Below are 25,216 nucleotides of genomic sequence, written 5' to 3'. Positions count from 1 at the left end.
GCCTCAGCCCTGTGGCCCGCGGTATCCCAGGGACGCCTCGATACGTCCCGCGAGCCCGTCGCGCCGGACGGGGCCGCGGCCGTTCGAACCGGCGAGCCAGGCGCGGCACTTGCTGCCGAGCAGCAGCCCGAAGCTCTCGGCCTCGTTCTCCTCCGCCTGGTCGAAGCGGGTGCGCGCGGCGACCTTCAGCACGGTCGCCTGCAGGTCGGCCTCGTCGGACAGCAGCCGGGCGGCCACGGCCGCGCCCTCGACGTGATGGCTGCAGTGGCCGGCCTTCATGTGCCACAGCTCATGGCCGAGAATCACCAGCTGGTGGTCGGGTGCCGTGCGCTCCTCGATGACGACCAGGTCCTGCTCGGCCATGTCGAGCCACAGGCCGCTGGCGGTGCCCGGCGGGAAGGGCGCCGTGCGGTAACGCACCGGCCTGCCACGGTGTTTGCTCATGCCCTTGCACAGCGCGGAGTAGAGGTCGGCGGGTTCTGCGGGGGCGGGGAGATCGATTCCGCCGACCAGCTCGCCGCACAGTCGGCGCATCTCTTTGCCTATGCTCACCGCTCTCCTCTCCCCGTCAGAACCTTCACAGACACGTCCAAATCCAAGCCTGTCCGGAAATCAGGGCTCCGTGGAAGGATCCGTGTCCGGTGCGGGCTTCACGCTCTCCAGAAGCATGTCGAGCCATTCGGTCACCTTGTCCCGGTGCTTGTCGCTGGGCAGTTGCGCCGCCCGCCAGGCGATGCCGCGTACGCCGTGGTCCTGCAGCAGCCGCTCCAGCGGGTCGCCGCCGTCGCCCGCGTAGTCCTGGAGGAGGCGCTGCTCGGTGCGCCGGAGGGCACCGTCGAGAGCGTCGGCGTCGTCGGCGGTGAGGAAACCGGCGTGCACCTTGAAGAAGCGCTGGATCGCGTCACAGTGCTCCATCGTCGGCCGGCGGTCGCCGTTGATGAGCGCGCCCGCCTGCTGGCGTGACATGCCCGCCCCGTCGGCTATCTCCTGCTGGGTGTACCGGCGGCCGTTGGGCTTGAGCCGGGTGCGTCGCAGCAGGTTGAAGCGTTGCAGAAAGCGTGCCTGGAGGTCGGGTTCGCCTGCCGCGCGCCCCTCGAGGAGGGCGCGCACGACGTCGACGGGGACGCCGGACGCCTCGGAGAGCTTCTGGACGTCGAAAACCTCGCCGTGGCTCATTCCGAGCTTGTCCGCAAGTTCGGTGACCCGGGCAACCGATGCCGCCAGAGGGCCTGTGGCCGTTGGACCCGGAACCGAGAAGCCGTCTGTCACCAGTAGGTCTCCTAGATCACGCGAGGCAGCCCCGCATCCTGCGGGGCTGCCGGAAGTTAACCCTATTCCTGTCCTGGCAGCCAAGGTCTTGCCACAGCTGTGGCGTGATTTGAGCGCTCAGCGGCGCGGAATGCCACGATAGTTGACATCCCCTTGTTCGCGGTAGCAGGATCGCCACGCGGTGTGAAGATCCAAAGGGGGCTGTCGCAGCGGGACTTGCGGCACGCTCCGAGAAGGGTGGCGTTCTCGATGACACATGAGGTGGGCGTCGGGCGCCGGGGTGTCCGCGGACGCCCGAGCTCCGCGGGTGCCGCTCGGGCCGCGGCCCGTACGAAGCGGCTCGGTGACGCCCTCAGAGGGCGCCGCGAGGAACTGGGCCTCAGCCTCGAGGAGGTGGCCGCCCGCCTGGGCGTCACCGCCTACACCTACGCCACCTGGGAGCGCACGCCCGGCCGCGAGTGGCCCGAGGAGACGCTGTGCGCCCTCGTGGACGCCCTGGAACTGAACGACCGGCAGGGCGGGCTGCAGTGCCTCGCCGGCGACCCGGACACGCCCGACACGGTGCGCGGTGCCTTCGACGGGCACACGCCCGTCAGGCCCTCGGGCCCGGTGCCGCCCTCGCGGCCGGTGCACCGACCAGCCCCGCACCGGCCCGCCGTCCCCGTACCGCCGCCGGTGCCCGTACGGCCGCCGCGGCCGCCGTCGGGGCCGGACGGACCGGCGGACCCCGAGACGCAGTCCTATCTGCGGGACTACGCCGCGGTGATGGACACGGTGCCGCTGCCCTCTGTCCTCTTCGACCGGCACTGGGACGTGGTGCACACCAACCCCGCCTTCGCCGCCCTCTTCCGTGGCATCGGGCCGCACCCCACGGCCATGCCGGACCGCAACTTCCTGCGGTTCGTGCTGTTCCACCCCGACGCCCGGACGGTGCTCGGCGAGCACGAGACCAGCTGGTGCCTGCCGCTGATGGCCCAGCTCGCCGCGGCACTCGACAAGCACGGCGACGACGGTGCGCTTCAGGCCATTCGTGACGACATCGCCGACGACCCGATCATGGACGCCGCCTACCGGTGCGGCCTGCCGCACTGGATGAGCGCGGTCGGCGCGTCCGCCATCCATCACGACGGAGCCGTACGGCCGGTGAGCCACCCCGATCCGCGCTGGGGCCGCACCGACTGCCGGATCATCGACGAGACTCCGGCGACGCTCCAGGACAAGGGCTTCTCGCGGATGACACTGGCCCTCCGCGAGAACCGTTCGGCCGGTGCGCCCGGCGTGCGCCGGGGGAGAAGCCACTTGCGCGCGGTCTCCGGCGGCTGACGCGCGCCCTGACGGCCGCACGTCCCAGGACCCGCCCCCGTGCCGGGGCCCGCGCCACGGTCGCCGGCGGCGCTCGAAGTGCCCCTGCCCGGCGGGCGGCGGTGCCGCGCAACGGCATATCCGGCCCGGCTGGGCGGTCCTCCCGCGGCCGCCAGGCCGTAGGGGGAGATCGGCCCGCCACTGCGCGAAACGCGGTGCTGGTGCAGGTGCGCGGAGGCAGGGGCTTGCCCCGGATGCCCGCGTCCCGCCGCTCGGGTTCAGGCCCGGTACCGGCCGGGCCAGGCCGCCCCGTTCCGCCGGGGCCCGGCACGCCCGGGCCCGTCGGGCTCAGCCCATCGAGGCGACGGCCCACTCCGCGACGACCGCCACCGCCACGCCGATGCCGAGGATGAGGGTGGCCCACCGTGTGCGTCCGGCGCGGCTGAGCACGAGGGCGGTGCCGGAGAGGATCAGTGCGATGCCGTAGAAGCCGACGGTGAGCACCGAATGCGTGCTGCCCAGCCGCAGCGCCAGCGTGGCGGCCACCGCGGTCATGATGGCGGCCGACAGTGCTATCCGCACGCCGCGGGCCTGGCGCGGTGTGAGGCCGTCTCGTTCGGGGCCCGTGTTCACTTCTGACATGCGGGGAAGCCTATCCGGGCGGTTCCGCCGGCGGACCGGTGGGACCGCTTCGTGCTCGTCCGGCGGGATCAGACCGTATCTCGGCCCGGTCCGCCCACCTCGGCGGGCCAACGCGGTGCCGTACCGGTGAGTTGACATGCCATCAGGTAGAGAGGGATGGGCGGGGTGTACGGGCTCGGGCCCGCCGGTCGGCGGATCAGCCGGGTGCCGGCCCCGGGCACCCTGGCCCCCCGGGCGTAGTGGGAGGGCAGCGGCCAGGTCAGATCCAGGTCGGAGCCGGCGGGAACGATCCACCACCACCATGCGCTGTCGGCGAACACGCAGCCGGCGCTCGGCATCCGGACCAGCAGGCGGAATCCGTGACGGGCGGGCACGCCGACCGCGTCGCACCCCAGATCCGTATGGAGGGCGGCCGGGACGTCGAGCCGGGAGAGGTGGTCGGCGTGGTCGTGGCGTACGCCCCGGGAGCGGAGTGGCGCCAGATCCCTCAGCACAGCCACTCCGTCGTCGGCGGTCCCTCACCGAACGGCGGCCGGGGGTTGCAGGCAAGCTCCGCCCACACGGCGCGGCCCGTGCCCGGTACGGCGTCGTACGTGCCCCATGCGCAGCTCACCGCCTCGACGAGCAGCAGCCCGCGCCCGCGTTCGCCTGTCGCTCCGTGGCACACGCGCGGGCCGGTGGCCGTGCGGCCCCGGTCCTGCACGGTGATCCGCAACCGCTCGGCTCCGGCCTGGAGTTCGCAGGCGACCAGATGGCCGTCGGTGTGCACGATGGCGTTGGTGAACAGCTCGGAGACGACCAGCAGGGCCGTGTCGTGCGGGTCCCCGTCGACGCCCCAGCCCGCCAGGCGTGCGGACACCCGTTTTCTGGCCCGGGAGACATGTTCGACGCGCGCCGGCAACTCGAAGGCGTACCGGGTGAGATCGGTCCCCGCGCGGGGGGCCGGAAGCTCGGAGGCGAGCGCGTCACGGTTCACATGAACACTCTCCCGCTGCAACCGCCACCTTGGCAACCCCCACTCTGAAAAATGCAGAGTGGACATATTCATCGGGTCCGGGGCGTGGCACACTGCTCGCACACAGCACGTGGGGAGGTCTCGAAGTGAGTGAACCGCGGTCCGCCCCCACCGTGGGGCAGGTCGTCCTCGGCAAGCGCCTGCAGGATCTGCGGGAGCGCGCCGGTATGAAGCGCGAGGAAGCGGCGAAGGTGCTTCGCGTCGCCCCCGGCACCATCCGCAGGATGGAGACCGCCGAGGTCGCCCTGAAGATCCCGTACGTGCAACTGCTGCTCGGTGCCTACGGCGTCGGCGACGAGGAGGCCCGCGGCTTCGTGGAGCTGGCCGAGGAGGCCAACAGGCCCGGCTGGTGGCAGCGTTTCCACGACGTCCTGCCCCACTGGTTCAGCATGTACGTGAGCCTGGAGGGCGCCGCGAGCCTCATTCGTGCGTATGAACCGCAGTTCGTGCCCGGCCTGCTCCAGACCGAGGACTACGCCAGAGCGATCATGCTCGGCGGAGCCATCGGCCACACCGAGCCCGACGACGTCGAGCGGCACGTGGCACTGCGCATGGAGCGCCAGTCCCTGCTCACACGGCCGGCCGCCCCCAGGCTCTGGGTCGTCATGGACGAGACGGTCCTGCGCCGCCCCGTCGGGGCACCGGGTGTGATGAAGGGCCAGGTCGAAAGGCTGATCGAGGGCGCCCGGCTGCCGAACGTGACCCTGCAGATCGCCGAGTTCGCGACGGGCCACCACCCCGGAACGTACGGCCCGTTCGTGCTCTTCCGATTCGCCGTGCCCGAGCTCCCGGACATGGTCTACAGCGAGTACCTGACCGGCGCCGTCTACCTCGACGCGCGCCCCGAGGTCGCCACGCACCTCGAGGTCATGGACCGCATGGCGGCACAGGCCGCGTCGGTGCAACGCACGAGGGAGATCCTCGACGATCTCCGCAAGGAGCTGTGAATGGACCGCATATACAACGGGATGCCGGCCGCCGAGCTCGGCGAGGAGGGCTGGCACAAACCCTGGAGCGGCGGCAACGGCGGCAACTGCGTCGAGACCATGAAACTGGCCGACGGCAGGGTGGCGGTGCGTCAGTCCGCCGACCCCGACGGCCCCGCTCTCATCTACACCTCCGGGGAGATCGAGGCGTTCATAGAGGGAGCGAAGGCCGGCAAGGCGGACTTCCTGGTCGGCTGAGCTGCTGCCGCGGGGGCGGCGGCTCGGCCGGCCGGAAGCCCTGGGGCGCGTGGGCCGGTGAGGCGTGCCGGGCAACCGTTCTCCGCCGTCGGCGGCGCCGTCATTCCACCGCCACCGCCGGCCCGGAGTCACGTTCCCGACCCGGCGCCCCCGTCCGGGCGGCCGGTGCTCCCCTGCCGCGCGACCGCCGCACGACGTGGCCGACGAGCACCGCCACGGCCGCGAGGGCGTACGCGGTCGTGCCGATGGTCTCCCCGTCGGCGTCGAGATGCACGGTGACGTACTTGGCCGCACCCGCCGCCGCGACACCCAGCCACTCCCACCGGCCGTCGAGCGCCACCAGCGCCACCAGCAGCAGCGCGTACCAGGAGTACCCCGGGGTCATCAGCAGGAACGCCGTGCCCGTCACCAGCAGCGCCCCGCTCCACGGGAGTTCCGGGTCGCCGCGCCGCAGCACGTACCCGACGACGGCCACCGTCACCACCACGACCGCCGGCAGCGCCCAGGCGTCCGGCAGTACCAGCCGCAGCAGCGCGTAGCGGTTGCGGGCGGACGGGTCGTCGTACCCCTCCTCCTCGGTGTAGCCGCTCAGATAGCCGAGCACGGAGCTGTTCGAGAGCAGGACGTACGGCAGGTACGACAGCGCCACGACGGCCGCGGCCGGCACCAGGACGGCCGCCGCGTCCCGCCATCGCCGCACCCCCGCCAGCGCGCCCGGCAGCACCACCGCCGGGAGCAGTTTCGTCGCGACCGCCGCACCCAGGAGCACGCCGCCCTCCAAGCGGCGGCGGACCACCATCGCGAGCCCCACGACCGCCAGCGGCACCCCGACCACATCGACGTGCGCGTTGTTCACCGCCTCCAGCGGCACGGCGGGACACCACGCCCAGTACGCCGCCTTCCGCGGATCGCCGCGCCGGCGCAGCACCACCACCAGGGCGACCGTCGTGCCGACGGCGATCAGGGCGCCGCCCGCCTGCAGCGCCTTGTGCCGTGCGTCGTCCGGCGCGACGGCGTGCACCATCAGGAAGTAGCCCTCGGCGAACGGCGGATAGATCGTGTGGACCTTCGGCCGGTTGATCCGGGTGCAGTGCACCTCGCCCTTCGGCCCGGCGATCCGGGCCCGCTCGGGTGCCTCGCACCGCGCACCGGTCGGGAAGAGCCAGTCGTCACGCAGCTCCACGAGGGCCGGATCGGCCGGCGGGTGATCGTACGGAGAGATCCCGGCGGCCTGCACCCGGCCGTCCCAGGCATAGCGGTACGAGTCGGTGCTGGTCCGAGGCGGTGCGAGCAGCCCGGTCGCGGCGACCGCGACGCCGCCCGCGAGGATCAGCACCACCGCGTGCCGCACCGGCGCCCGGCGCACCGCGAAGGCCGCCGCGGCGAACAGGATCCAGCAGACGGCGTACCACCGGGACAGGCCCCCCGGATCGGTGATGTATCCGTCTTTGAGGACCGTCACGGCGAGCACGGCGGTCAGGCCGGCGACGAGAACACCGGTCGTCAGTGAGCGCATGTTGATCACGGCTCTCAGCCTGGCAGCCGAACCGGCCCGCACCGCGCAGACGCCCCCTGCCGTCCCCATTCCGTAAGGTGTCGGAACCCTCCCGCGGGTGGTTCGTGGGGTTCTCATGGAGGACATGAGGATCAGGAGAGCCGGACCACCGCTCACCCTCCGGCCGCCCAGGTTCGCCGGCCGGCTGCACGACCCCCGGACCGCCACCGCCATCGGCCGGTGGCTCGGCGCTGCGATCGCCCTGTGCTTCGTCACCGGCGTGCTCAGCCACTATGTGCAGCGGCCGCCGGACTGGCTCGCCGGGGCGCTGCCCGGCCGCCCCGTCTGGGGGTACCGGGTCACCCAGGGACTGCACGTCGCGAGCGGTATCGCGGCGATCCCGCTGCTGCTGGCCAAGCTGTGGGCCGTCTACCCGAGGCTGTTCGTGTGGCCCGCGCTGCGGTCGGTACGGCACGCCCTCGAACGGATCTCGGTGGCCGTGCTCGTCGCGGCGTCCGTCTTCCAGCTCGGCACGGGCCTGCTGAACACCGCCCAGTGGTATCCGTGGCCGTTCTCCTTCATTCCCGTGCACTTCGCGGTGGCCTGGCTGCTGCTGGGCGCGCTCGTCCTCCACATCGCCGTCAAATACCCCGAGATCAAAGCGCACTGGAGCCGCCGTTCGCCCGGGACACTGGAACTGCCCGCGGAGGAGGGGCCGGACCGGCGTTCCCTGCTCGCCGGGGTGGCGGCGGCTGTCGGGGCGGTGACCCTGACCACCGTCGGCCAGTCGCTCACGCCACTGCGGTGGTTCGACCTGCTCGCACCACGCCACCCCGACCACGGCGAGCAGGGCCTGCCCGTCAACCGCACCGCCGCGGCGGCCGGCGTCGGCCCTACGGCCCTCGACGGCTGGCGGCTCACCGTCACCGGCCCCCGCTCCTACAGCCTCACCCTCGACCAGCTCGCCGCGCTGCCGCAGCACACCGTGACCCTGCCCATCGCCTGCGTCGAAGGCTGGAGCAAGTCCGCACGGTGGACCGGCGTCCGCGTCCGGGACCTGCTGGAACGGGCCGGTGCGCCGCCCGGCGCCGCGCTGCGGGTCGTGTCCCTGGAGAGGCGCGGCGCCTACCGGGTGATGGAGATGGGCGGCGGATACACCGACGACCCGCTCACCCTCCTGGCGCTGCGCCTGAACGGCGAGGTCCTCTCCCTCGACCACGGCTACCCCGCCCGCGTCATCGCCCCCAACCGGCCGGGTGTCTGGCAGACGAAATGGGTCAGCGGAATGGAGGTGGTGTGATGCGGATCGTGCTGGGCGCGGCCGGCCTCGCCCTGATGACCGTCGGCCTGTCCCTCCTCGTCGGCGGCGGGCAGTTCAAGGACGTCGCCCTGTGGCTGGCCGGTGCCGTCCTCGTCCACGACCTCCTCGTCGCACCCCTGGTGCTCGGCGCCGGCCTGCTGCTGGCCCTGCTGCCCGCCCGCGGCCTGCTGCGGGGCGCCCTGATCACCGCCGGCAGTCTGACGGCGATCGCCCTGCCGGTGCTGCTCGCCCCGGGCACCCCGGGGAACCCCTCCGTGCTGCCGCTGGACTACCCGCGCAACTGGCTGCTGTCGCTCGCCGGGGTCGCCGCCGTGACCGGAGCCGTCCTGGCGGCGCGATGGCTGCGCGGCAGGCGGGCGGCGCGGGGCGCGCGGGCCGGCGGACGGCCCTGGGCGCGTTGACCTGCCGCGTTGCTCACTCGGGTGCGGGGCGCCTGCGGCGGGCTTGTCCCCTCCCCGTAACCGGGGGCTCTGCCCCCGGGCCCCGCGCCTCAATCGCCGACGGGGCTCCAAAAGAGCCCGCCCGGCGATCGAGGGGACGGCCGAACGCCGTACGGGGTCCGGGGCTTGCCCCGGTCGCGGGAAGGGACGGGGAAGAGTACAGGCCCCGCGCAGCGGACGCCGCACCCGCGGCCCGCCCCTACCGCCCCCGCCCCAGTGCCACGAACCGCCGCGCCCCCACCCCCCACTCCTCCCGCAGCGTCCACCCCGCACCCCGCCCGTACCTCAGCAGCGCCTCCGTGCCCACCCGGGCCCAGGGGAACGGCGTGCCCTCCGTCGCGATGCCGTCGAAGACGCGGACGCGGACTCGTTCGTCGATGTCCAGCGGTGCCGTCTCGGCGAGGAGCAGGCCGCCGGGAGCGACGAGCCGGGCGACGCGTGACAGCAGGGCGCGCGGGTCGCCGCCGATGCCGATGTTGCCGTCGATCAGCAGGGCCGTGTCCCAGGAGCCCTCCCTCGGCAGAGGGTCGAAGACGGACCGGCGCAGCGCGCTGCCGCCGATGCGTATCGTGCGGGCCACGGCCTCCGGGCTGACGTCGATGCCGAGCACGGTCGCTCCGCGCGCGGCGAGCGCCGCGACGAGGCGGCCGGGGCCGCAGCCGATGTCCAGGACCGCGCCGTGGCTGCGTGCGAGGACCGTGCCGTCGGCCGTGTCCGGTTCGGCGCACCAGCGTTCGACCTCCAGGGGCAGCAGCCAGCCGTCGGGCCGCCGCAGATAGAGCGGGCCGCGGCCGGTCCGCAGGGCGTCGGTGTACGGATCGGCCTGCCACGCGGCCGCCGGCGCGGCCGTCACCGCGCCCGGGCCCCGGCCATGGCTGCCAGCGTCGCGGCGAACCGTGTGCCCGGCGCGCCGGCGGCGACCCGCCGCGCGTCGTCCGGCGTGTCCACGTCCCGCAGCCGCGGCAGTTCACGCACCCCGAGGCCCGCCCCGACCAGCCGCTGCCGCTGCGCGGCGCCCGTACCGGGCGACGACATGGGTACGCCGCGCACCAGTCGCCCGTCCGGTTCCGCGAGACCCAGCGCCCAGAACCCGCCGTCGTCCGCGGGACCGAACGCGGCCTGACCGGGGCTCAACTCCAGCCCGCAGGCGAGAAGTCCGGGGGACACCTGAGGCGTGTCCATGCCGATGAGCAGCGCAGGCCCCTCGCACAGCCCGAACGCGTCCGCGAGCCGTTCGTCCAGCCCGCCCCCGCGCTGCGGCACGACGTCGATGCCGGGCGGCAGCCACGCCCCCGGCTTGCCGTCGAGTACGAGGACCCGGCGCCGTGCGGGCGTGGCGAGCACCGCGTCGAGGGTGTCGCGCAGCGCGGCCTCCGCGAGGACCGCAGCCTCTTCCGGAGTGTGGAAGGGCGTGAGCCGTGTCTTGACCCGTCCGGGCACCGGCGCCTTGGCGATCACCAGCAGGGTTCCGCTCATCGCGCGCCGCCGTCCACCAGGGGACGCGGCTGTTCGGCGAGCACCGCGCTCATGTCCCGTACGGCCTGCCAGGTGCCCCGCCAGGTACCGGTGACCTTCGACCTGCCCGACCGGGGCAGGTACGGGACGTCGACCTCCGTCACCCGCAGGCCGGCGTCGCTGGCGCGGACCACCATCTGGAGCGGGTAGCCGCTGCGGCGGTCGGTGAGGCCGAGTGCCAGCAGGTCGGTGCGTCGGGCCGCGCGCAGGGGGCCGAGGTCGTGCAGCCGCACCCCGGTGCGCCGGCGCAGCATGCGTGAGAGGGCCGCGTTGCCGGCCCGGGCGTGCGCCGGCCATGCACCCCGTGTCTGCGGGCGCCGCCGCCCGAGCACCAGGTCCGAGCCGCCGGCGGCGACGTCCCGTACGAACCCGGTCAGCAGCCCCGGGTCGAGCGACGCGTCGCAGTCGCAGAAGCAGACGTACTCGGCCTGCGCCGCGCTCAGTCCCGCGTGGCACGCCGCTCCGAAACCCCGCCGGGGTTCGTGGACGACGTGCGCCCCCAGCGCGCGGGCGATGTCGGCCGAGCCGTCCGTGGAGCCGTTGTCGACGACGATCGCCCGCCAGCCGGCCGGGATGCGCGACAGCACCCACGGCAGCGCCTCCGCCTCGTCCAGACAGGGCAGGACGACGTCCGCGGTCAGCATGGAGCACCCCGCAGCCCGCTCGCGGCGAACTCGGCCATGCCCTCGGCGAAGCCGACCCGTGGCTTCCAGCCCAGCTCGGCGCGGAGCCGCCCGGAGTCCGCCGTGATGTGCCGTACGTCGCCGAGCCGGAACCCGCCGGTCACGACCGGCGCCGGCCCGCCGTGCGCGGCGGCCAGCGCGGCCGCCATCTCGCCCACGGTGTGCGGCGTCCCGCGGCCGGTGTTGTACGCGGTCAGTGCTCCCGGCTCGCGGCCGTGCACCGCTTCCAGCGCGATCGCGTTCGCCTCCGCCACGTCCCGTACATGGACGAAGTCCCGCCGCTGGCCGCCGTCCTCGAAGACCCGCGGTGCCTCGCCGCGCTCCAGAGCGGACCGGAAGAAGGACGCGACGCCCGCGTAGGGCGTGTCGCGCGGCATCCCCGGCCCGTACACGTTGTGGTAGCGCAGCGCGACGGCGCGCCCGCCCGTCGACCGGGCCCAGGCCGCCGCCAGATGCTCCTGCGCCAGCTTCGTCGTGGCGTACACGTTGCGCGGGTCGACGGGCGCGTCCTCGCCGACGAGCCCGGGGGCCAGTTCCTCGCCGCACTCGGGGCACAGCGGCTCGAAGCGTCCGGCCGCCAGGTCGGCGGCGGCCCGTGGGCCGGGCCGGACCCGGCCGTGCGAGGGGCAGTCGTAGCGGCCCTCGCCGTAGACGACCATGGACCCGGCGAGCACCAGGTCCGCGATCCGCGCCCGGGCCATCGCCGCGAGCAGCACCGCCGTGCCGTGGTCGTTGCAGCTGACGTAGTCGGGCGCGTCGGAGAAGTCGGTGCCGAGGCCCACCATCGCGGCTTGGTGGCACACGGCTTCCACGCCGCGCAGTGCGCGCTCCACCGCCGCCGCGTCCCGCACGTCCGCGTGGATCCATTCGGCGTCGGGCGGTCGCGGGGGCCCGGGATGGGCAGCGGGAAGAAGGGCGTCGAGCACGACCGGGTCATGGCCGCGCGCGGTGAGGGCCGTGACGATATGCGAGCCGATGAAGCCCGCGCCACCTGTGACGAGTACACGCATGTCCGCGACGCTACGGCGGGAAGGGCCGTGGGCGGTCGTTCCGCGCCGTGCCGTCACAGGTCGGTAAGGAGTGGAGTGCTCCGGCCGGGTGAACGGGTCCTACGGGCGGTGGAGGTACGCGAGACCCGGGTGCTCGGCGAGGTAGCCGTCGACGAGACGGCGGGCGACGCTCACCGAGTCGACCAGCGGGTGCAGTGCGAAGGCCCGCACCGCGCCCGACCGGGAACCGCTCGCGGCCGCTGCCAGCACCTCGCGTTCGACGGCCTTGACCGCCGTGACGAGCCCGACCGCGTGAAGGGGCAGCGGGTCGACCGCAGCCGGGTGCGCGCCGTTGGCGTCGACGAGGCACGGGACCTCGATCACGGCGTCCGCGTCCAGCACGGACAGGGTGGAGCGGTTGCGGACGTTGAGGATCAGCGTGGTGCGTTCGTCGCGGGAGACGGCCCGCATGAGGGCGAGCGCCACCTTCTCGTACCCGCCGGACTCCAGGTCGCCCTCGTCCCTCTCACCGATGCCGGCCGCTTCCCGGTTGGCCGCCATGTAGGTGGCCTCGCGCTCGGCGAGCGTGCGATGCCAGGTGTCGAGCGGCGGTGCGCCGGGACGCTCCATCTCCTCGTAGAAGGACGCCTGTTGGGTGCGCAGGAACGCGCCCCGGGTCTGCTTCGCCTCCTGATAGGCGCGGACCGTCTCACGGTTGAAGTAGTAGTAGTGCAGGTACTCGTTCGGTACGGCGCCCAGCGAGCGCAGCCAGTCCGGCCCGAAGAGCCGGCCCTCCTCGAACGAGTCCAGCGCCTTCGGGTCCGCCAGCAGCCGCGGCAGTTCGTCGCGTCCGCCGACGTGCAGCCCGCGCAGCCAGCCGAGGTGGTTGAGGCCCACGTAGTCGATCCACGCGGTCGCCGGATCGGCGCCGAGCACCTTCGCCACCCGGCGGCCGAGGCCCACCGGCGAGTCGCAGATGCCGACGACCCGGTCGCCGAGGACCCGGCTCATCGCCTCGGTGACGAGCCCGGCCGGGTTGGTGAAGTTGATGACCCACGCGTCGGGGGCGAGTGCGGCGATCCGGCGGGCGATGTCCACCGCCACCGGCACCGTGCGCAGCCCGTACGCGATGCCGCCCGCGCCGACCGTCTCCTGTCCGAGGACGCCCTCGGCGAGCGCGACGCGCTCGTCCGCGGCACGGCCTTCCAGACCGCCGACCCGGATGGCGGAGAAGACGAAGTCGGCGCCCCGCACGGCCTCGTCGAGATCGCGGGTCACCACCAGCTCCGGCGCGTCGGGCCGCCCCGCCGCCTGCTCCGCCAGCACCCGGGCGACCGCGTCGAGCCGGCCCGCGTCCACGTCGTGCAGGGTGACGCGGGTGACCCGGCCCTCCGCGTGATCGCCGAGGAGCGCCCCGTACACGAGAGGCACCCGGAACCCGCCGCCGCCGAGAATCGTGAGCTTCATGCCCGTACGCTACTCGGCGCCGGCGGCCCGGCACCGGTCAGCCGAGGTCGAACGCGTTGGGCAGCCCGAGCCGGAAGCGGATGCGGTCGTGCCGTCGGAAGGGGTCGAGCTCCGGAGCGCGGAACAGCGGGGTGACCGTGCAGCGGGGCGCCGTCGAGCCGGTGCGCTCGAGCAGTGCGTTGACCGCCGCTCGGGCGGAGGCGTTGGCGCCTTCCATGGTCGCCAGGTCGATGTCGACCGACACGTAGTCGCCGGCCAGGAAGAGGTTCGGGACCGCGGTCGCGGCTTGCGGGCGGTTGTGGAAGGTGCCGACGGGGTGGATGAGGAGTTCGTCGTCGTTGGTCGGGTTCGGTGTGCCGAGGCCGTCGACGCCCGGGTCGAGGAACCACGAGTGCAGGGCGCTGTCCTTGAGGACCGTCCGGCCGGTGTCGTTCACCGCCGCCTTCAACTGCGCCCACACCTCCTTGGCGACCTCGGCGCGGGTGCACTGCTTCGCGGTCTTCCCGTAGAGGATGCCGGGCCTGTCCCACTCGGAGACGTCCACCGAGAGGCAGTCCACGGCCGCGCCGTCGCCGTAGTCGGCCGGGAAGTCGCGGTCGGGCCAGTGCGCCGCCTGCTGGATGGCCGTCAGGGACCACGGGGAGTCGACGCAGTTGAGATGCCCGTGGAGCAGGGGGGCGCGCTCGGTCAGATAGAACTGGATACCCGTCATCCAGTCGGTCCGCAGCCGGTCGCAGCGCGCGAGCTGCGGGTCCGCGGCGCGCAGCGCGGGCCCCCAGGTCCGCCGGGCGTGCTCCACGGGCATCGCGGAGACGTAGTGGTCCGCGGTCACCGACTCGCGTCCGCCCCGGGGGTTCTCGACCACGGCGGCGCGGACCCGCCCGGAGGCGTACGCGATCTCATGGACGGTCCAGCCGACCTTGAACTCCACTCCCAGCGAGGTCAGATGGGCGACCCAGGGATCGATCCACGCCTCGTTGGTCGGGGCGTCGAGGATCCGGTCCAGGGGGCCGTCGGCGCCACGGCCGAGTGCGTTGTGGACGAACGCCTCCAGCAGTGTGGCGACGGTGCGGGTGCTGGCCTCCTCCGCCTTGGTCGCCACGATGTTGCGGGTGAGGCCGACGGCGAGGATGCGCCGGTAGTCGTGGCTCATCCGGTCCGCCCTGATGAACTCCCACCAGGGTGTGGCCTCCCAGGTCCGGTCGCGGCGCTCGTCGCAGCTGGTGAGGAAGACGAGCATGCGGTTCACGAAGTACGCGGTCTCGTGGAACGGGATGCCGAGGGCCGTGTCGAGCATCGCCGTCAGGGCGCGGCGGATGTCGTCGAGCGTGAGATCGGGCGGCTGGTGGCCGGGCCAGGGGAGTGGGATGCGCAGGTCCTCCCGTCCGGTGCGGCTGAACGACATCTCGGACGGCGCGACCAGGTTGTCCCAGACTCCGTTCGCGTTTCCGGGGAAGGGGATGCGGCGCATCGTGTCGGGCAGGTTGTGGTAGATCCCGGGGATGAAACGGAAGCCGTGCTCGGCGGGCAGCGGTCTGCGGCCCCCTCTGGCGCTTCCGGGTACGTCCATGCTCCTGGCCTTGCCGCCCAGGGCCCGGCGTTCGTAGACGGTGACCGCGAAACCGCGCTCGGCGAGTTCATGAGCGGCCGTCAGGCCGGCGACGCCGCCTCCGAGCACCGCGACCGAGACGGCGGGCGCGGTGGTGGCGGGCGCGGTGGCGGCGGCCGCCGTGCCGGGGACGCCCGCACCGGCCAGGGCGGCGGCTCCGGTGACCTTCGCGGCGCCGGCCATGAAGGTGCGCCGCGACGCGCGCGGCCGGTCCTGCGGTGAGTCCTGCGGGGGGTACTGCGGTGAGTCCGGCAGGGTGCCCTCCGCCGAGTCCGGCGGGGTGTCCTGCAGAGTGGTGTGCGTGGTGGTGTGCGGTGTGCGTCGCGCGGTGCCAGAACCATCCATCCGATGCTCCTTACCGACGGTAACTTCCACATCCGGCGCCGGAGCATACGGAGATCCCTCACGACTCGGAAGCCACCGGTGCGCCCCCTGCGCGCAATGGCTGGAAAATGAAGCCATGTCCCGACGAACCAAGCGCACCAGAGGCACCACCCCTCCCGCCCTCACCGCCGAGTCGCCCTGCCCCTGCGGGCTGCCCGCCACCTACGGCGAGTGCTGCGGCCGGTTCCACCGCGGAGACGAGTGGCCGCCCACCGCGGAGCTGCTGATGCGTTCCCGCTACAGCGCCTTCGTCGCCCACGACGCGGCGTACCTGCTGCGCACCTGGCATTCCTCGACCCGCCCCCGTCACCTCGAACTCGACCCGGGCATGCAGTGGGCGTCTCTCGAGATCGTCGACACCACGGACGGCAGCGCATTCCACGCCACCGGCACCGTCACCTTCCGTGCCCGCTACCGCCACCACGGCAAGCGCGGTGAACTGCACGAACGCAGCAACTTCGAGCGCGAGAAGGGCGCGTGGGTGTACGTCGACGGCACGTTCAACGAGTGATCGGGCGCACCGGGCGACCGCGCAGCCCGGAAGGCACGTCCCACCTGCTTCAATGCGGTCATGGTCGAACTCGTACTTTTCGGAGCACTCGCCTCACTGGTCGGCTGGCTGGTGCACCGCAAGCAGCGGCAGCGGTCGTCCGCCGCGACCGCGAAGGACGAGACCGGTATCGCGTGCATGGTCAAGGGCGGGCCCGGAGGGGCGCGCTGGCGGCCGGGTCGGCTGCTCACCGGCGCCGGTCCGCTTGCCTGGAAGGCGTCATGGGGCGGACGGACGGTCGTCCTGCCCACCGGCCTGCGACGGACCGGGCTCCGGCCGCCCTCGATGCGGGAGGCGCTGGGGCTCAACCCGAGAGCGCGGATCATCGAGTGCGCGGCCGGCGACGAGGTCGTCCTGATCGCCGTCATGCCGGAGGAGCTGGAACCGGTCGTGAAGGCCCTCGACAGCGCGTGAGCCGCGCCGGGCCGGACGGCACCGGCGGGCGCCCGGCCGGGGCCGGACCTCGCCGGCCGGCCACGCCGGTCAGCACCTCGTAGAGAGGCGCCGGGCGGTCAGTGCCGGGTCGGTCGGTGGTCGGCGATCAGTGCCCGGTCGGGCGGGGGGCGCGTCGCGGCGCGACCGTGAGCCGGGGGTCGTAGGCGGCCAGTACCTTGTTCGCCCGTGCCAGCACGGACAGTGCCCGCTCCCGGTCCACCCGGTCCTCGGCGCACAGCGGCCCGCGGAACAGGTTCACCTCACGCGCGGCGCACTCCGCTTCGATCTCCGCCTGCAGGATGTGGACCGGCATACAGGATCCGATCATGGCCGCGACCCGGTCGGGGATCGGGACCGGGATGAGGGGGGAGGCGGTCACGTGAAGTCCTTCTTTACCGTTACGGGTCGCCCCGTGTTTCTCGTTGCTCGGGCGGTGCGTCGCCCCGAGCAGGCACCCGGGTCCCGTCAACCCGCGGATCGCGTCCGGTGGGGTCGGCCGTCGGGCACGGTGTCCTGCGAGTGGCTCGCGCCCTGTCCCCGCCTGGCCGTCCGTATCCGGCGGCACTGCCGACACACCTTACGCGAATGCCGCCGAGGCACCCGAATCGGTGGTCCGGCGGCGTGGAGGTGACGACGGCACCCCGTGACCGGTCACCGCGTCCGAATCCGCAGGTCAAGTCGGCGAAACGGCCCAGGGCTTGATCATCGCGGGGCGGGGCCCGCTCGGCGGCGCGAGGGTGACTCCCGCCACACTCGCCTCAGTCGGCTGCCACCGCCCCGGCCGCTGCCTCTGGGCCACTGCCCGGAACCGCGGGCGCCGCCGGCGACCGGGCTTCTTGCAGGTCGACGAACCGCCCTCGCCGTTGTCGCGGAAGGTGATGGCATCCTTCCCGATGCCCAGAGCGTCGAGCAGGACGTCCGGCGCCGCACAGACGTCTGACTGAGCGCGGCTGACCGGGACGAGGACATGACGAGGACATCAGGGCAGGGTGCCCTCCAGTCGGCCGAGCGCGACGATCCTCTGGTTGCGGAACATCGCCACATCCACCGGTCCCGGGCCCTCCCAGCCCCGTTCGGTCTTCGTACGCAACCGCGCGGTAAGGAATCGGACGCGCAGAACGGGGGCGAAGACGGCCAACTGGCCCTGCGGCGCGGGATACTGGTGCTTTCTCGACGTGGCGATCAGGGGAGTGGATCGGTGAACTCTGCCGGAGAAGCGGGCCGTTGGGGCGTGGGCGGCGTCCGGGGTGGGCGGCATGCGGTCGTCGTGGGCGGGAGCCTCGCGGGGCTGCTCGCGGCACACGTCCTCGCCGGGCACGCCGACCGGGTGACCGTCGTCGAGCGCGACCGGTTCCCGGACGGCATGAAGCCGCGGCCGGGTGTACCGCAGGGGCGGCATCCACATGTCCTGCTGGAGGGTGGGCAGGTGGCCCTGGAGTCGCTGCTGCCCGGCTTCCTGGCGGAGTTGCGGGCGGCGGGGGCGCCGCGGGTGGGCATGCCGTCGGACATGGTGATGTGGCAGACGGGGCGCTGGTTGCGGCGGCTGCCCGCCACGACGCACATCTACACCGGTTCCCGCGCGCAGCTCGAGGAGCAGGTACGGCGGTGGGTTCTCGCCAACCCGGTGATCAGCGTGGTGGAGGGGACCGAAGCCGTCGGGCTCCTCGGTGACGCCTCGCGCGTGCGGGGTGTGCTGCTGCGGGACCGCTCCGGCGCCGCCCGCGGGGAGCAGCGGGCCCTTGAGGCGGACCTGGTCGTCGACGCCTCCGGCGGCGGCACGAAGGCCCCGCAGTGGCTGACGGCGATCGGGGCCGAGGCCGCGCACGAGGAGACCATCGACACCGGGCTCGCGTACGCCTCGCGCGTCTACCGAGGCAGGAGCGGTGTCCTCGACGGCGATACGGTCGGCTACTACGTCTACCCCGGCCCCGCCCAGGTGTATGGCGGCGGTGCGCTGCCGCTGGAGGACGGCACCCATCTGGTCATCGTCTCGGGGTTGCGTGGCGACGAGCCGCCCACCGACGACGACGAGTTCGTGACGTACGCCAAGAGGCTGCCGCATCCGCTCCTGCACAGGTGGCTGGAAGGGGCCGAACCGCTCTCGTCTGCGTTCGGCTACCGGCGGACCGCGAACATCCGACGCCGCTACGATCTGCCCGGCCGCCGGCCGGCCGGATTCCTCGCCACCGGCGACGCCCTGTGCACCTTCAACCCGATCTACGGGCAGGGCATGGCCGTTGCCGCGATGAGCGCGGTCGCGCTGCGTGACGCACTGGCCGATCCGGGCCGGACGCCCACGACGCGGCATGTGCAGCGCGCACTCCTCACGGCGTCCCGGCAGGCGTGGGACATCTCCGCCGGGGCGGACCGCAAGATGCCGGGGGCGGTCGGCAACGCGGTCGCCGTCGGGCCCGTGGACAGCGTCGCCGGCTGGTATCTGCGGCGTGTCCAGGAGCGCTACGCCGGCGACGCCGTCATGGGGCGCGCCTTCCGCTCCGTGCTGACTCTCTCCGCGCCTGTCACCACCCTGTTCGCCCCGCCCGTGGCCCGGGCCGTCCTCTTCCGTCCGCCCGCGCCGACGCCCACCGAGCCGCCGGCGACACCGGAGGAACCGGGAGGATCGGGGGCCTGAGCGACGTCGGCAGCCGACGGCGTCCTTCGCGCCCGTACCCCGCCCCCGGCCCGTACTCCCGGCACGGACCGCGGCGGCGGCCTGGACTGCGGCGGCCTGGACGGGGGCGCCCCGGACGGCGGCGGCCCGGACGGGGTCCGCCCGACGATCCCGGACCGGCCGGTCCGGGATCGGTTCAGCGCCGCTCGCGCCGCTCCCGCAGCTGCAGCGCGCGCAGCACGCCCTCGGTGGCGAACCGGCGGTCGGGGTCGCCGAGCCGGTCGCCGAAGATGGACTCCAGGCTACGCAGCCGGTAGCGGACCGTCTGGGGATGCACATCGAGCAGTTCGCCCATCTGGGCGGCGGTGCCGCGGGTGTCGAGCCAGATCCGCAGGGTCTCCACCAGCCGGCTCCGGCGGGTCGGCGTCAGCCCGGCGAGCGGGGCGAGTTCACGCTCGGTGAGCCGGTCCAGAAGGGCGGGATCGGAGAGCAGCCACAGCGTGAGCATGTGGTCGGAGCAGCAGGTCAGCGGGGCGTCGTCCACGATGCCCGAGTCGATGAATTCCAGCAGGCGGCGGGCCCAGCGGATGGAGTCCGCGGCGTTCGCGATCGGTACGGTCAGTCCTATGGAGGCCCGGTGGCCGGTCAGCGTCTTCTCCAGCAGGTGTCTTCGTCGGAGGTCGACCGGTCCCGGGACGAGTAAGTGCGGTTGTGGTCCGCCCAGTTCGGAGAGGACATCGTTGTCGAGTTCCGTTCCGGCCAATTCCTTCGACGGGCGCAGGGCGACCAGGGTGACCTGTTCCGGCAGCGGCCAGCCGACCTGCTCGGACAGCTCCGCGACGGCCGGCCGGGGCACGGGCGGCCCGGCCATGATCAGGTGCAGCAGCCTGCGGCGGGCGGCCGAGCCCTGTTCGACGGTCCTGGCCTGCACCTCCAAGTAGCCCTCCCTGGTGAGGGCTTCGAGCTCGTCGACGTAGGCGAAGAGGGCATCGGCGAAGCTGAGCATCAGCGTGGGGGAGAGGTTGTACCGCCGGCCGATCCGTTTGGCGCGGCGCAGCGCGACCCGGGCGCCGAGCCGGTAGGCGCCGTGGAGGGAGTCCAGGCTGCGGCCCTCGTACGCCTCGAACCGGCCGAAGCGGCGCAGCATCTCGTCGCGCAGCGGTGACGGCGCCGACGGTGAGGCGACCTGGTCGACGAAGACGGAGATGTTCTGTTCGACGCCGATCTGGATCGCCCGACCGTACGGCCCCTTGAGCAGTCGCCCGTACTCCGGGTACGCGCGCGTCACCTCGATACCGATCTCCTGGATGAGGCTGGGCAGTTCGGGCCTGATGATCGCGGCGAACTCCTGCGGCAGCGGGCCCAGCGGCTCGCCGGCGTCCGACGGCTGGGTCGGCTTTCTGGGCATGGTTCTCTCCCCTCGGTCTCCGGTTGTCCGGTGGGGGGCCAGGCGGCGGGAAGCGCTCCCACGGACCGACAGGCACGACGACTTCGTCGGGTGCTGAACGTTGGGTGCTGAACGTTGGGTGCTGAACATAGACCAGAGGAGCACGCCTGCACAGCGGGCGCGACAGGGTTGGCCGGGGATGGAGGTGGCCGGGAGACGCACGGTGCGCCGCGTGCGGACGGGGGTGCCACGCTCACTTCCGGACAAGAAAACGGGAGTGGGGTGTTGCGCCGGCGACAAGAAAATACCCGCTGGTAGGGGCTCTGCGGGAATCTGCCGAACCAGTATTGCGCGACTGGTTACCCGCTCGTAACGTCACTCTCCGAAAGCAGGGGCGAGCGGGTGGCCAACAGAATTCGACCCGTGTTCCTCCCCTGCGGCCTGGCGGCCGTGGGCGGGGGAGTCCCCGGACTGCGCGTCCCTCGAACGAGCCGCAACCCCTCTTCGGTCTGTGCGGACGAAGAGCGATCCCCAGGTACGCCGATCCCCCTGAAGGGAACACACCCGTGCGCAGATACATCAGAAACGCCGCGTTGGTCGCGTCCTCCACCGTGGCCGCACTCGGCCTCGCCGTCACTCAGGCGTCCGCCACCTCCGCCGCCGGCTGGGCGGTCACCCCGGGCGGCGCCTTCACCGCCGTGGCCCAGAACCCGACCCTCACCGTTCCGGCCGCCGTCCTGGAGTGTGCCTCGGCCACCGCCACCGGCACCATCGGTTCCAGTGCCACGAACGACGTCGGCAACATCACGTCCCTCACGTTCGAGGACTGCTCGGTCATCGGCATCCCGTTCGACGTGGTCAGCAAGAGCTTCCCGTGGGACCTCAACGCGCTCGGTGTGAGCGCGGTCCCGAACGCCGTCGACGGATCGATCACCGGCGTCGACGCGAGCATCAGCGGCAGCGGCTGCACCGCCGACTTCGCCGGCTCCGTCACCGGCCACTACAAGAACGACACCAAGCAACTGGTGATCGACGACGGTGACCTCGTCGCGTCGAACGCGAACTGCTTCGGCATGATCAACGACGGTGACCCGGCCCTCTTCGAGGCCGTCTTCGACGTCTCCGGCAACCACACCATCAGCCCGGCCTGACGCCGCCGCTGTTCCGGGGCCCCGCGGCCGGACCCCCGTGCCGCGGGGCCCCTTGGGGCAGCGGACCGCCCATCCCCGCCAGGCCCCGCCAGGATCGTGCTGCCGCACCGACCAGAGCTGGAGAGGCACCCGTAGATGACAGGCTTCAGCACCCGCTCCCAAGCTGCCCGCGTCGCCGTAGTCGGTGCCACGGGGCTCGTCGCCGCCTTGCTCGTCGGTCCGGGATCCACCGCGCAGGCCCGTGACATCCATGTCGGACTCACCTACGACTGCGCGTTCGCACAGGGCACCGGGGCGGTGCGGATCGCCGTCGGCGGCTCCTTCCCCGACACGGGTGCCGTGGGCCGTCCCATGCAGCCGGGCGAGCCGGTGGTGCGGGTGACGATCCCGCCCGGGGTGCTGGAGGGGACCCTGCCCGCCGATGTGCGGAGCGTCGCGAGTTCGCTGACGATGACGGCCCAGGTGCGGCAGAACACCCGCTCCGCGGAGGCTTCCTGGGCCTCCCTCACCGCCCCGGCCGCCGCACTCGGCGAGGACGGAGGACTGGAGCTGGAACACACCGGAAAGGTGCCCTCCGTCACGGTGACCGCCCAGGGCGACGTCACCTTCTCCGCCGGGCCCGTCTCGCTCCGGCTGCTGCCGGAAACCGCCGACGGCAGTGAGCCGATGCCCCTGCCGGCAGTGGACTGCACCCCCGCCGCCGGACAGGACGCACTCCTCGCGACCGTCCCGGTCGCCGGTGAGGAGCCCCCAGCCCCCTCCGGCGCCCCGTCGCCGGGTGAGGGGCAGGACGGGGCCGACCGGGAGCCGGACCGCGACATCGCGGTGGCCCCCTCACCTCCGGAGAGCGAGCAGCCCGACGTGTGCCCGCCCGACCGGCCGTCCGGGGGGATCGAGGAGAGCTTCATACCTCCGCCCCCGCCCGGGGAGCCCCCGTTCGTCAGCAACCTCCCCGGCCAGCACGGATGTGCCTACGCCGTCGGACTGGCCAATGTGCGGAAGCTCGGCAGCGCGATGATCGTGAACGACCCGGCCGCACAGCCCGAGGCCATCAATCTGGTCGCCGTCAAGCGCACGCTCCGGCGGTCCGCCAGCCGCCCCGGCGGCTACTACTTCCGTATCGACTCCTACGGTGAGATCGCCCTGCCCGTCGCCTCCAGCACCTTCCTCGCCTTCGGCTTCCAACCGGTGTCCGCCCGGGTGGAGTTCGTCAACGGTCCGCTCACCATCTCCACGGGGACCATCGGGTCCAAGCCCAACCAGGTCAACTTCGCCGTCGCCGCTTTCTACCAGTCGCTGCGGGTCCACGACGTCAAGGTCAACGGCATACCGCTCGACGTCGGACCCGACTGCCGTACCGCCCGGCCCTACCCGGTGGTCCTGCACGGCAAGTTCCCCGAGTACGTGAGCGTCCTGGTGGGCGGGCCGATGCGAGGCACCGTCACCATTCCGGAGTTCACCGGGTGCGGAAGCGGCGGCGAGGACCTCGACCAGCTCTTCAGCGCGTCGCTCTCCGGGCCCGACAACCTCATCGCGATGCGTCAGGGACCGCTCTGCGTACCGGGCGCGCCAGGTCTGAAATGCCCGCCCCCGGTGCCGGCGCTCCCCGGGCAGTCCCCGACGCCGTCCACCCCGTGACGTCACGCCGTCCGGCCGCGCCGGGCCGCCCCGCACGCCGCATGCAGAGCCCCGCACCGCGCATGCAGAGCCCCGCACCCCGTATGGAGAGCCCCGCACAGGCACCGGGAGCGCCCGCACACGCAACAGGAGACAAGGCTTCCACGCTGTCTTGTCACCACATGACAATCCCTGTAGTTCGACCTGAAAGCGCTGGTCACAGCCATTGCCGCGGCCGCCTACCCGCAAGTAGCGTGCGGGCGCCCGGTGCACTTCCACCACTTTCGACACCCGTGCGCGGCCCGCTGCCCACGGACACCCGAACCGGGAGGTGAAATGGGAATCGAGGTAGTCGTCGAAGGTCTCACCAAGTCCTTCGGCAGACAGAACATCTGGCAGGACGTCACGCTCACCCTCCCGGCCGGAGAAGTCAGCGTCATGCTCGGCCCCTCGGGAACCGGCAAGACCGTGTTCCTGAAATCGATCATCGGACTGCTGAAGCCCGAGCGCGGACGGGTCATGATCGACGGCGTCGACATGGTGAACAGCCCGGAACGCGACATCTACGAGACGCGCAAGCTCTTCGGCCTCATGTTCCAGGACGGCGCGCTCTTCGGCTCGATGTCGCTCTTCGACAACATCGCCTTCCCCTTGCGTGAACACACCCGCAAGAAGGAGTCCGAGATCCGGCGCATCGTGATGGAGCGCATCGAGATCGTCGGTCTGCTCGGCGCCGAGGGCAAACTCCCCGGTGAGATCTCCGGCGGCATGCGCAAACGCGCCGGGCTCGCCCGCGCCCTGGTGCTCGACCCGCAGATCATCCTCTGCGACGAACCGGACTCCGGTCTCGACCCGGTGCGCACCGCCTACCTCTCGCAGCTGCTGATCGACCTCAACGCGCAGATCGACGCCACGATGCTGATCGTCACCCACAACCTCGACATCGCGGCCACCGTCCCCGACAACATGGGGATGCTCTTCCGTCGCGGCCTCGTCACCTTCGGCCCCCGTGAGGTGCTGCTGACCAGCGAGGAGCCGGTCGTCGCCCAGTTCCTCGGCGGACGGCGCGAGGGCCCCATCGGGATGTCGGAGGAGAAGGACGCCGCCACCCTCGCCGCCGAACAGCGGGGCGGCGGCGCCTACGACCCCGGCCCGCGGACCGTGGTCCCGCAGCTGGAACCCTCGCCCGGTATGCCCGTCCGCCAGGGCGCCCTGCGCCGCAGGCAACGCGTCCTCGGGATGATGTCCCAGCTGCCGGAGTCCGCCCGTACGGCCATCATGCGCGGCTACAGCCCGGCCGGCGGAGTGGCGCCGTGACCGCCGGGCTTCCGGTGCGCCAGGACGTGCCGGAGGCGGACAGACCCTCGCCCGGAGCCCCCTCGAGGCTCCTCGCCCCGCTGCGCGAGACCGGGAAACTGTTCGCACTGACCATCGCCGTGAGCAGGGCGATCTTCCGCCGACCGTTCCAACTGCGGGAATTCGTCGAGCAGTTCTGGTTCGTGGCCAGTGTGACCATCCTGCCCGCCGCTCTGGTGTCCATCCCGTTCGGCGCGGTCATCGCCCTCCAGGTCGGTTCGCTCACCCAGCAGCTCGGCGCCCAGTCCTTCACCGGCGGCGCCAGCGTCCTGGCCGTCATCCAGCAGGCCGGCCCCCTGATCGTGGCCCTGCTCATCGCCGGGGCCGGCGGCTCGGCGATCTGCGCCGACCTCGGCTCCCGCAAGATCCGCGAGGAACTCGACGCCATGGAGGTCATGGGCGTCTCACCGATCCAGCGCCTCGTGGTGCCCCGGGTGCTGGCGACCATGCTCGTCGCCGTGCTCCTCAACGGCATGGTCTCCGTCGTCGGGACGCTCGGCGGCTACTTCTTCAACGTCATCATGCAGGGCGGCACACCCGGCGCGTACCTCGCGAGCTTCTCCGCCCTCGCCCAGCTGCCGGATCTCTACATCAGCGAGTTCAAGGCCCTGGTCTTCGGCTTCATCGCGGGGATCGTCGCCGCCCACTGCGGCCTCAATCCGCGCGGCGGCCCCAAGGGAGTGGGCGACGCGGTCAACCAGGCCGTCGTCATCACCTTCATGCTGCTGTTCTTCGTGAACATGGTCCTCACGGCGATCTATCTGCAGATCGTCCCCGCGAAGGGGGGCTGAGCG

The 25,216-nt window shown here is 72.6% G+C and carries 27 protein-coding genes; 12 read left to right on the top strand and 15 right to left on the bottom strand.

What is annotated here, in order from left to right; genetic code table 11:
* Nucleotides 1-3: 3 nt before the first annotated feature.
* Together AB0903_RS23715 and AB0903_RS23710 are read right to left on the bottom strand one after the other, a co-directional pair.
* A complete protein-coding gene (locus tag AB0903_RS23715) occupies nucleotides 4-534 on the bottom strand; it encodes a toxin-antitoxin system, toxin component (protein ID WP_366705922.1) in 531 nt (176 codons plus the stop codon).
* 78 nt (nucleotides 535-612) lie between these two features.
* Nucleotides 613-1,269 (bottom strand): helix-turn-helix transcriptional regulator, encoded by a 657-nt coding sequence (locus AB0903_RS23710; protein WP_366705861.1) that lies wholly within the window; start codon nucleotides 1,267-1,269, stop codon nucleotides 613-615.
* A 249-nt stretch (nucleotides 1,270-1,518) separates the two neighbouring features.
* Here AB0903_RS23710 and AB0903_RS23705 point away from each other — a divergent pair, with 249 nt between their 5' ends.
* Nucleotides 1,519-2,592, top strand: a complete 1,074-nt coding sequence (locus AB0903_RS23705; RefSeq protein WP_366705859.1) for a helix-turn-helix domain-containing protein — start codon at nucleotides 1,519-1,521, stop codon at nucleotides 2,590-2,592.
* Nucleotides 2,593-2,919: 327 nt separating this feature from the next.
* Here the strand turns inward: AB0903_RS23705 and AB0903_RS23700 are convergent, their stop codons facing one another.
* From AB0903_RS23700 to AB0903_RS23690, 3 genes are all read right to left on the bottom strand, one after another.
* Nucleotides 2,920-3,213 carry a hypothetical protein gene (locus AB0903_RS23700; protein WP_366705857.1) on the bottom strand — a complete coding sequence of 98 codons (294 nt, stop codon included), beginning with the start codon at nucleotides 3,211-3,213 and terminating at the stop codon, nucleotides 2,920-2,922.
* A gap of 68 nt (nucleotides 3,214-3,281) precedes the next feature.
* Entirely contained in the window at nucleotides 3,282-3,695 is a 414-nt protein-coding gene (locus AB0903_RS23695; protein WP_366705920.1) for a hypothetical protein, read from the bottom strand.
* Between the two features lie 5 nt (nucleotides 3,696-3,700).
* Complete coding sequence (locus AB0903_RS23690) at nucleotides 3,701-4,189, bottom strand: ATP-binding protein (protein ID WP_366705855.1); 489 nt, start codon at nucleotides 4,187-4,189, stop codon at nucleotides 3,701-3,703.
* A gap of 125 nt (nucleotides 4,190-4,314) precedes the next feature.
* Between AB0903_RS23690 and AB0903_RS23685 the strand changes: the two genes are divergently transcribed.
* Nucleotides 4,315-5,175 (top strand): helix-turn-helix transcriptional regulator, encoded by an 861-nt coding sequence (locus AB0903_RS23685; protein ID WP_366705853.1) that lies wholly within the window; start codon nucleotides 4,315-4,317, stop codon nucleotides 5,173-5,175.
* Nucleotides 5,176-5,412 (top strand): DUF397 domain-containing protein, encoded by a 237-nt coding sequence (locus AB0903_RS23680; RefSeq protein ID WP_366705851.1) that lies wholly within the window; start codon nucleotides 5,176-5,178, stop codon nucleotides 5,410-5,412. It begins immediately after the preceding gene.
* 100 nt (nucleotides 5,413-5,512) lie between these two features.
* Here AB0903_RS23680 and AB0903_RS23675 read toward each other — a convergent pair whose 3' ends face one another.
* Nucleotides 5,513-6,928 (bottom strand): glycosyltransferase family 87 protein, encoded by a 1,416-nt coding sequence (locus AB0903_RS23675; RefSeq protein WP_366705918.1) that lies wholly within the window; start codon nucleotides 6,926-6,928, stop codon nucleotides 5,513-5,515.
* 115 nt (nucleotides 6,929-7,043) lie between these two features.
* Between AB0903_RS23675 and AB0903_RS23670 the strand changes: the two genes are divergently transcribed.
* A complete protein-coding gene (locus AB0903_RS23670; protein ID WP_366705849.1) occupies nucleotides 7,044-8,207 on the top strand; it encodes a molybdopterin-dependent oxidoreductase in 1,164 nt (387 codons plus the stop codon).
* Nucleotides 8,207-8,629 (top strand): hypothetical protein, encoded by a 423-nt coding sequence (locus AB0903_RS23665; protein WP_366705847.1) that lies wholly within the window; start codon nucleotides 8,207-8,209, stop codon nucleotides 8,627-8,629. Before AB0903_RS23670 ends, AB0903_RS23665 begins: the two co-directional genes overlap by 1 nt.
* 238 nt (nucleotides 8,630-8,867) lie before the next feature.
* Here the strand turns inward: AB0903_RS23665 and AB0903_RS23660 are convergent, their stop codons facing one another.
* The 6 genes from AB0903_RS23660 to AB0903_RS23635 form a co-directional block, all read right to left on the bottom strand.
* Complete coding sequence (locus tag AB0903_RS23660) at nucleotides 8,868-9,521, bottom strand: class I SAM-dependent methyltransferase (protein WP_366705845.1); 654 nt, start codon at nucleotides 9,519-9,521, stop codon at nucleotides 8,868-8,870.
* Nucleotides 9,518-10,144 (bottom strand): DUF2064 domain-containing protein, encoded by a 627-nt coding sequence (locus AB0903_RS23655; RefSeq protein WP_366705843.1) that lies wholly within the window; start codon nucleotides 10,142-10,144, stop codon nucleotides 9,518-9,520. The genes AB0903_RS23660 and AB0903_RS23655 overlap by 4 nt, the downstream gene beginning before the upstream one ends.
* A complete protein-coding gene (locus AB0903_RS23650) occupies nucleotides 10,141-10,827 on the bottom strand; it encodes a glycosyltransferase family 2 protein (protein ID WP_366705841.1) in 687 nt (228 codons plus the stop codon). The genes AB0903_RS23655 and AB0903_RS23650 overlap by 4 nt, the downstream gene beginning before the upstream one ends.
* Nucleotides 10,821-11,876, bottom strand: coding sequence for an NAD-dependent epimerase/dehydratase family protein (locus AB0903_RS23645; RefSeq protein ID WP_366705839.1), 1,056 nt, complete (start codon nucleotides 11,874-11,876; stop codon nucleotides 10,821-10,823). Before AB0903_RS23645 ends, AB0903_RS23650 begins: the two co-directional genes overlap by 7 nt.
* Before the next feature lie 99 nt (nucleotides 11,877-11,975).
* On the bottom strand, nucleotides 11,976-13,322 hold the full coding sequence (locus tag AB0903_RS23640; RefSeq protein ID WP_366705837.1) for a 6-phospho-beta-glucosidase: 1,347 nt from the start codon (nucleotides 13,320-13,322) through the stop codon (nucleotides 11,976-11,978).
* Nucleotides 13,323-13,359: 37 nt separating this feature from the next.
* Nucleotides 13,360-15,114 (bottom strand): FAD-dependent oxidoreductase, encoded by a 1,755-nt coding sequence (locus tag AB0903_RS23635; protein ID WP_366705916.1) that lies wholly within the window; start codon nucleotides 15,112-15,114, stop codon nucleotides 13,360-13,362.
* A 277-nt stretch (nucleotides 15,115-15,391) separates the two neighbouring features.
* Between AB0903_RS23635 and AB0903_RS23630 the strand changes: the two genes are divergently transcribed.
* On the top strand, nucleotides 15,392-15,826 hold the full coding sequence (locus AB0903_RS23630) for a YchJ family metal-binding protein (protein ID WP_366705835.1): 435 nt from the start codon (nucleotides 15,392-15,394) through the stop codon (nucleotides 15,824-15,826).
* Between the two features lie 60 nt (nucleotides 15,827-15,886).
* Nucleotides 15,887-16,279: a hypothetical protein gene (locus AB0903_RS23625; protein ID WP_366705833.1), complete on the top strand. Its 393-nt coding sequence runs from the start codon at nucleotides 15,887-15,889 to the stop codon at nucleotides 16,277-16,279.
* Nucleotides 16,280-16,406: 127 nt separating this feature from the next.
* Here AB0903_RS23625 and AB0903_RS23620 read toward each other — a convergent pair whose 3' ends face one another.
* Both AB0903_RS23620 and AB0903_RS23615 read right to left on the bottom strand, forming a co-directional pair.
* A complete protein-coding gene (locus tag AB0903_RS23620; protein WP_366705831.1) occupies nucleotides 16,407-16,679 on the bottom strand; it encodes a hypothetical protein in 273 nt (90 codons plus the stop codon).
* 600 nt (nucleotides 16,680-17,279) lie between these two features.
* Nucleotides 17,280-17,558, bottom strand: coding sequence for a hypothetical protein (locus AB0903_RS23615; protein ID WP_366705829.1), 279 nt, complete (start codon nucleotides 17,556-17,558; stop codon nucleotides 17,280-17,282).
* 9 nt (nucleotides 17,559-17,567) lie between these two features.
* On the opposite strand from AB0903_RS23615, the gene AB0903_RS23610 reads away from it, so the two are divergent.
* Nucleotides 17,568-18,932 (top strand): FAD-dependent monooxygenase, encoded by a 1,365-nt coding sequence (locus AB0903_RS23610; RefSeq protein WP_366705827.1) that lies wholly within the window; start codon nucleotides 17,568-17,570, stop codon nucleotides 18,930-18,932.
* A gap of 175 nt (nucleotides 18,933-19,107) precedes the next feature.
* Here the strand turns inward: AB0903_RS23610 and AB0903_RS23605 are convergent, their stop codons facing one another.
* The gene (locus tag AB0903_RS23605; RefSeq protein ID WP_366705825.1) at nucleotides 19,108-20,319 is read right to left on the bottom strand and encodes a helix-turn-helix domain-containing protein; all 1,212 of its coding nucleotides are present in this window, start codon (nucleotides 20,317-20,319) and stop codon (nucleotides 19,108-19,110) included.
* Between the two features lie 545 nt (nucleotides 20,320-20,864).
* On the opposite strand from AB0903_RS23605, the gene AB0903_RS23600 reads away from it, so the two are divergent.
* The 4 genes from AB0903_RS23600 to AB0903_RS23585 all read left to right on the top strand — a co-directional run bounded on the left by AB0903_RS23600 (nucleotide 20,865) and on the right by AB0903_RS23585 (nucleotide 25,213).
* Nucleotides 20,865-21,449, top strand: a complete 585-nt coding sequence (locus AB0903_RS23600; protein WP_366705824.1) for a hypothetical protein — start codon at nucleotides 20,865-20,867, stop codon at nucleotides 21,447-21,449.
* A gap of 135 nt (nucleotides 21,450-21,584) precedes the next feature.
* On the top strand, nucleotides 21,585-23,087 hold the full coding sequence (locus AB0903_RS23595; protein WP_366705822.1) for a DUF6801 domain-containing protein: 1,503 nt from the start codon (nucleotides 21,585-21,587) through the stop codon (nucleotides 23,085-23,087).
* A 315-nt stretch (nucleotides 23,088-23,402) separates the two neighbouring features.
* The gene (locus tag AB0903_RS23590; RefSeq protein WP_366705820.1) at nucleotides 23,403-24,383 is read left to right on the top strand and encodes an ATP-binding cassette domain-containing protein; all 981 of its coding nucleotides are present in this window, start codon (nucleotides 23,403-23,405) and stop codon (nucleotides 24,381-24,383) included.
* Between the two features lie 26 nt (nucleotides 24,384-24,409).
* A complete protein-coding gene (locus tag AB0903_RS23585) occupies nucleotides 24,410-25,213 on the top strand; it encodes an ABC transporter permease (RefSeq protein ID WP_366705914.1) in 804 nt (267 codons plus the stop codon).
* Nucleotides 25,214-25,216: the final 3 nt, after the last annotated feature.

Origin of the sequence: Streptomyces sp. NPDC048389, from assembly GCF_040706335.1 — a bacterium.
GTDB lineage: Bacteria > Actinomycetota > Actinomycetes > Streptomycetales > Streptomycetaceae > Streptomyces.
The sequence above is the reverse complement of the archived record's forward strand: the minus strand, read 5'-3'. Positions and strand labels throughout refer to the sequence as shown.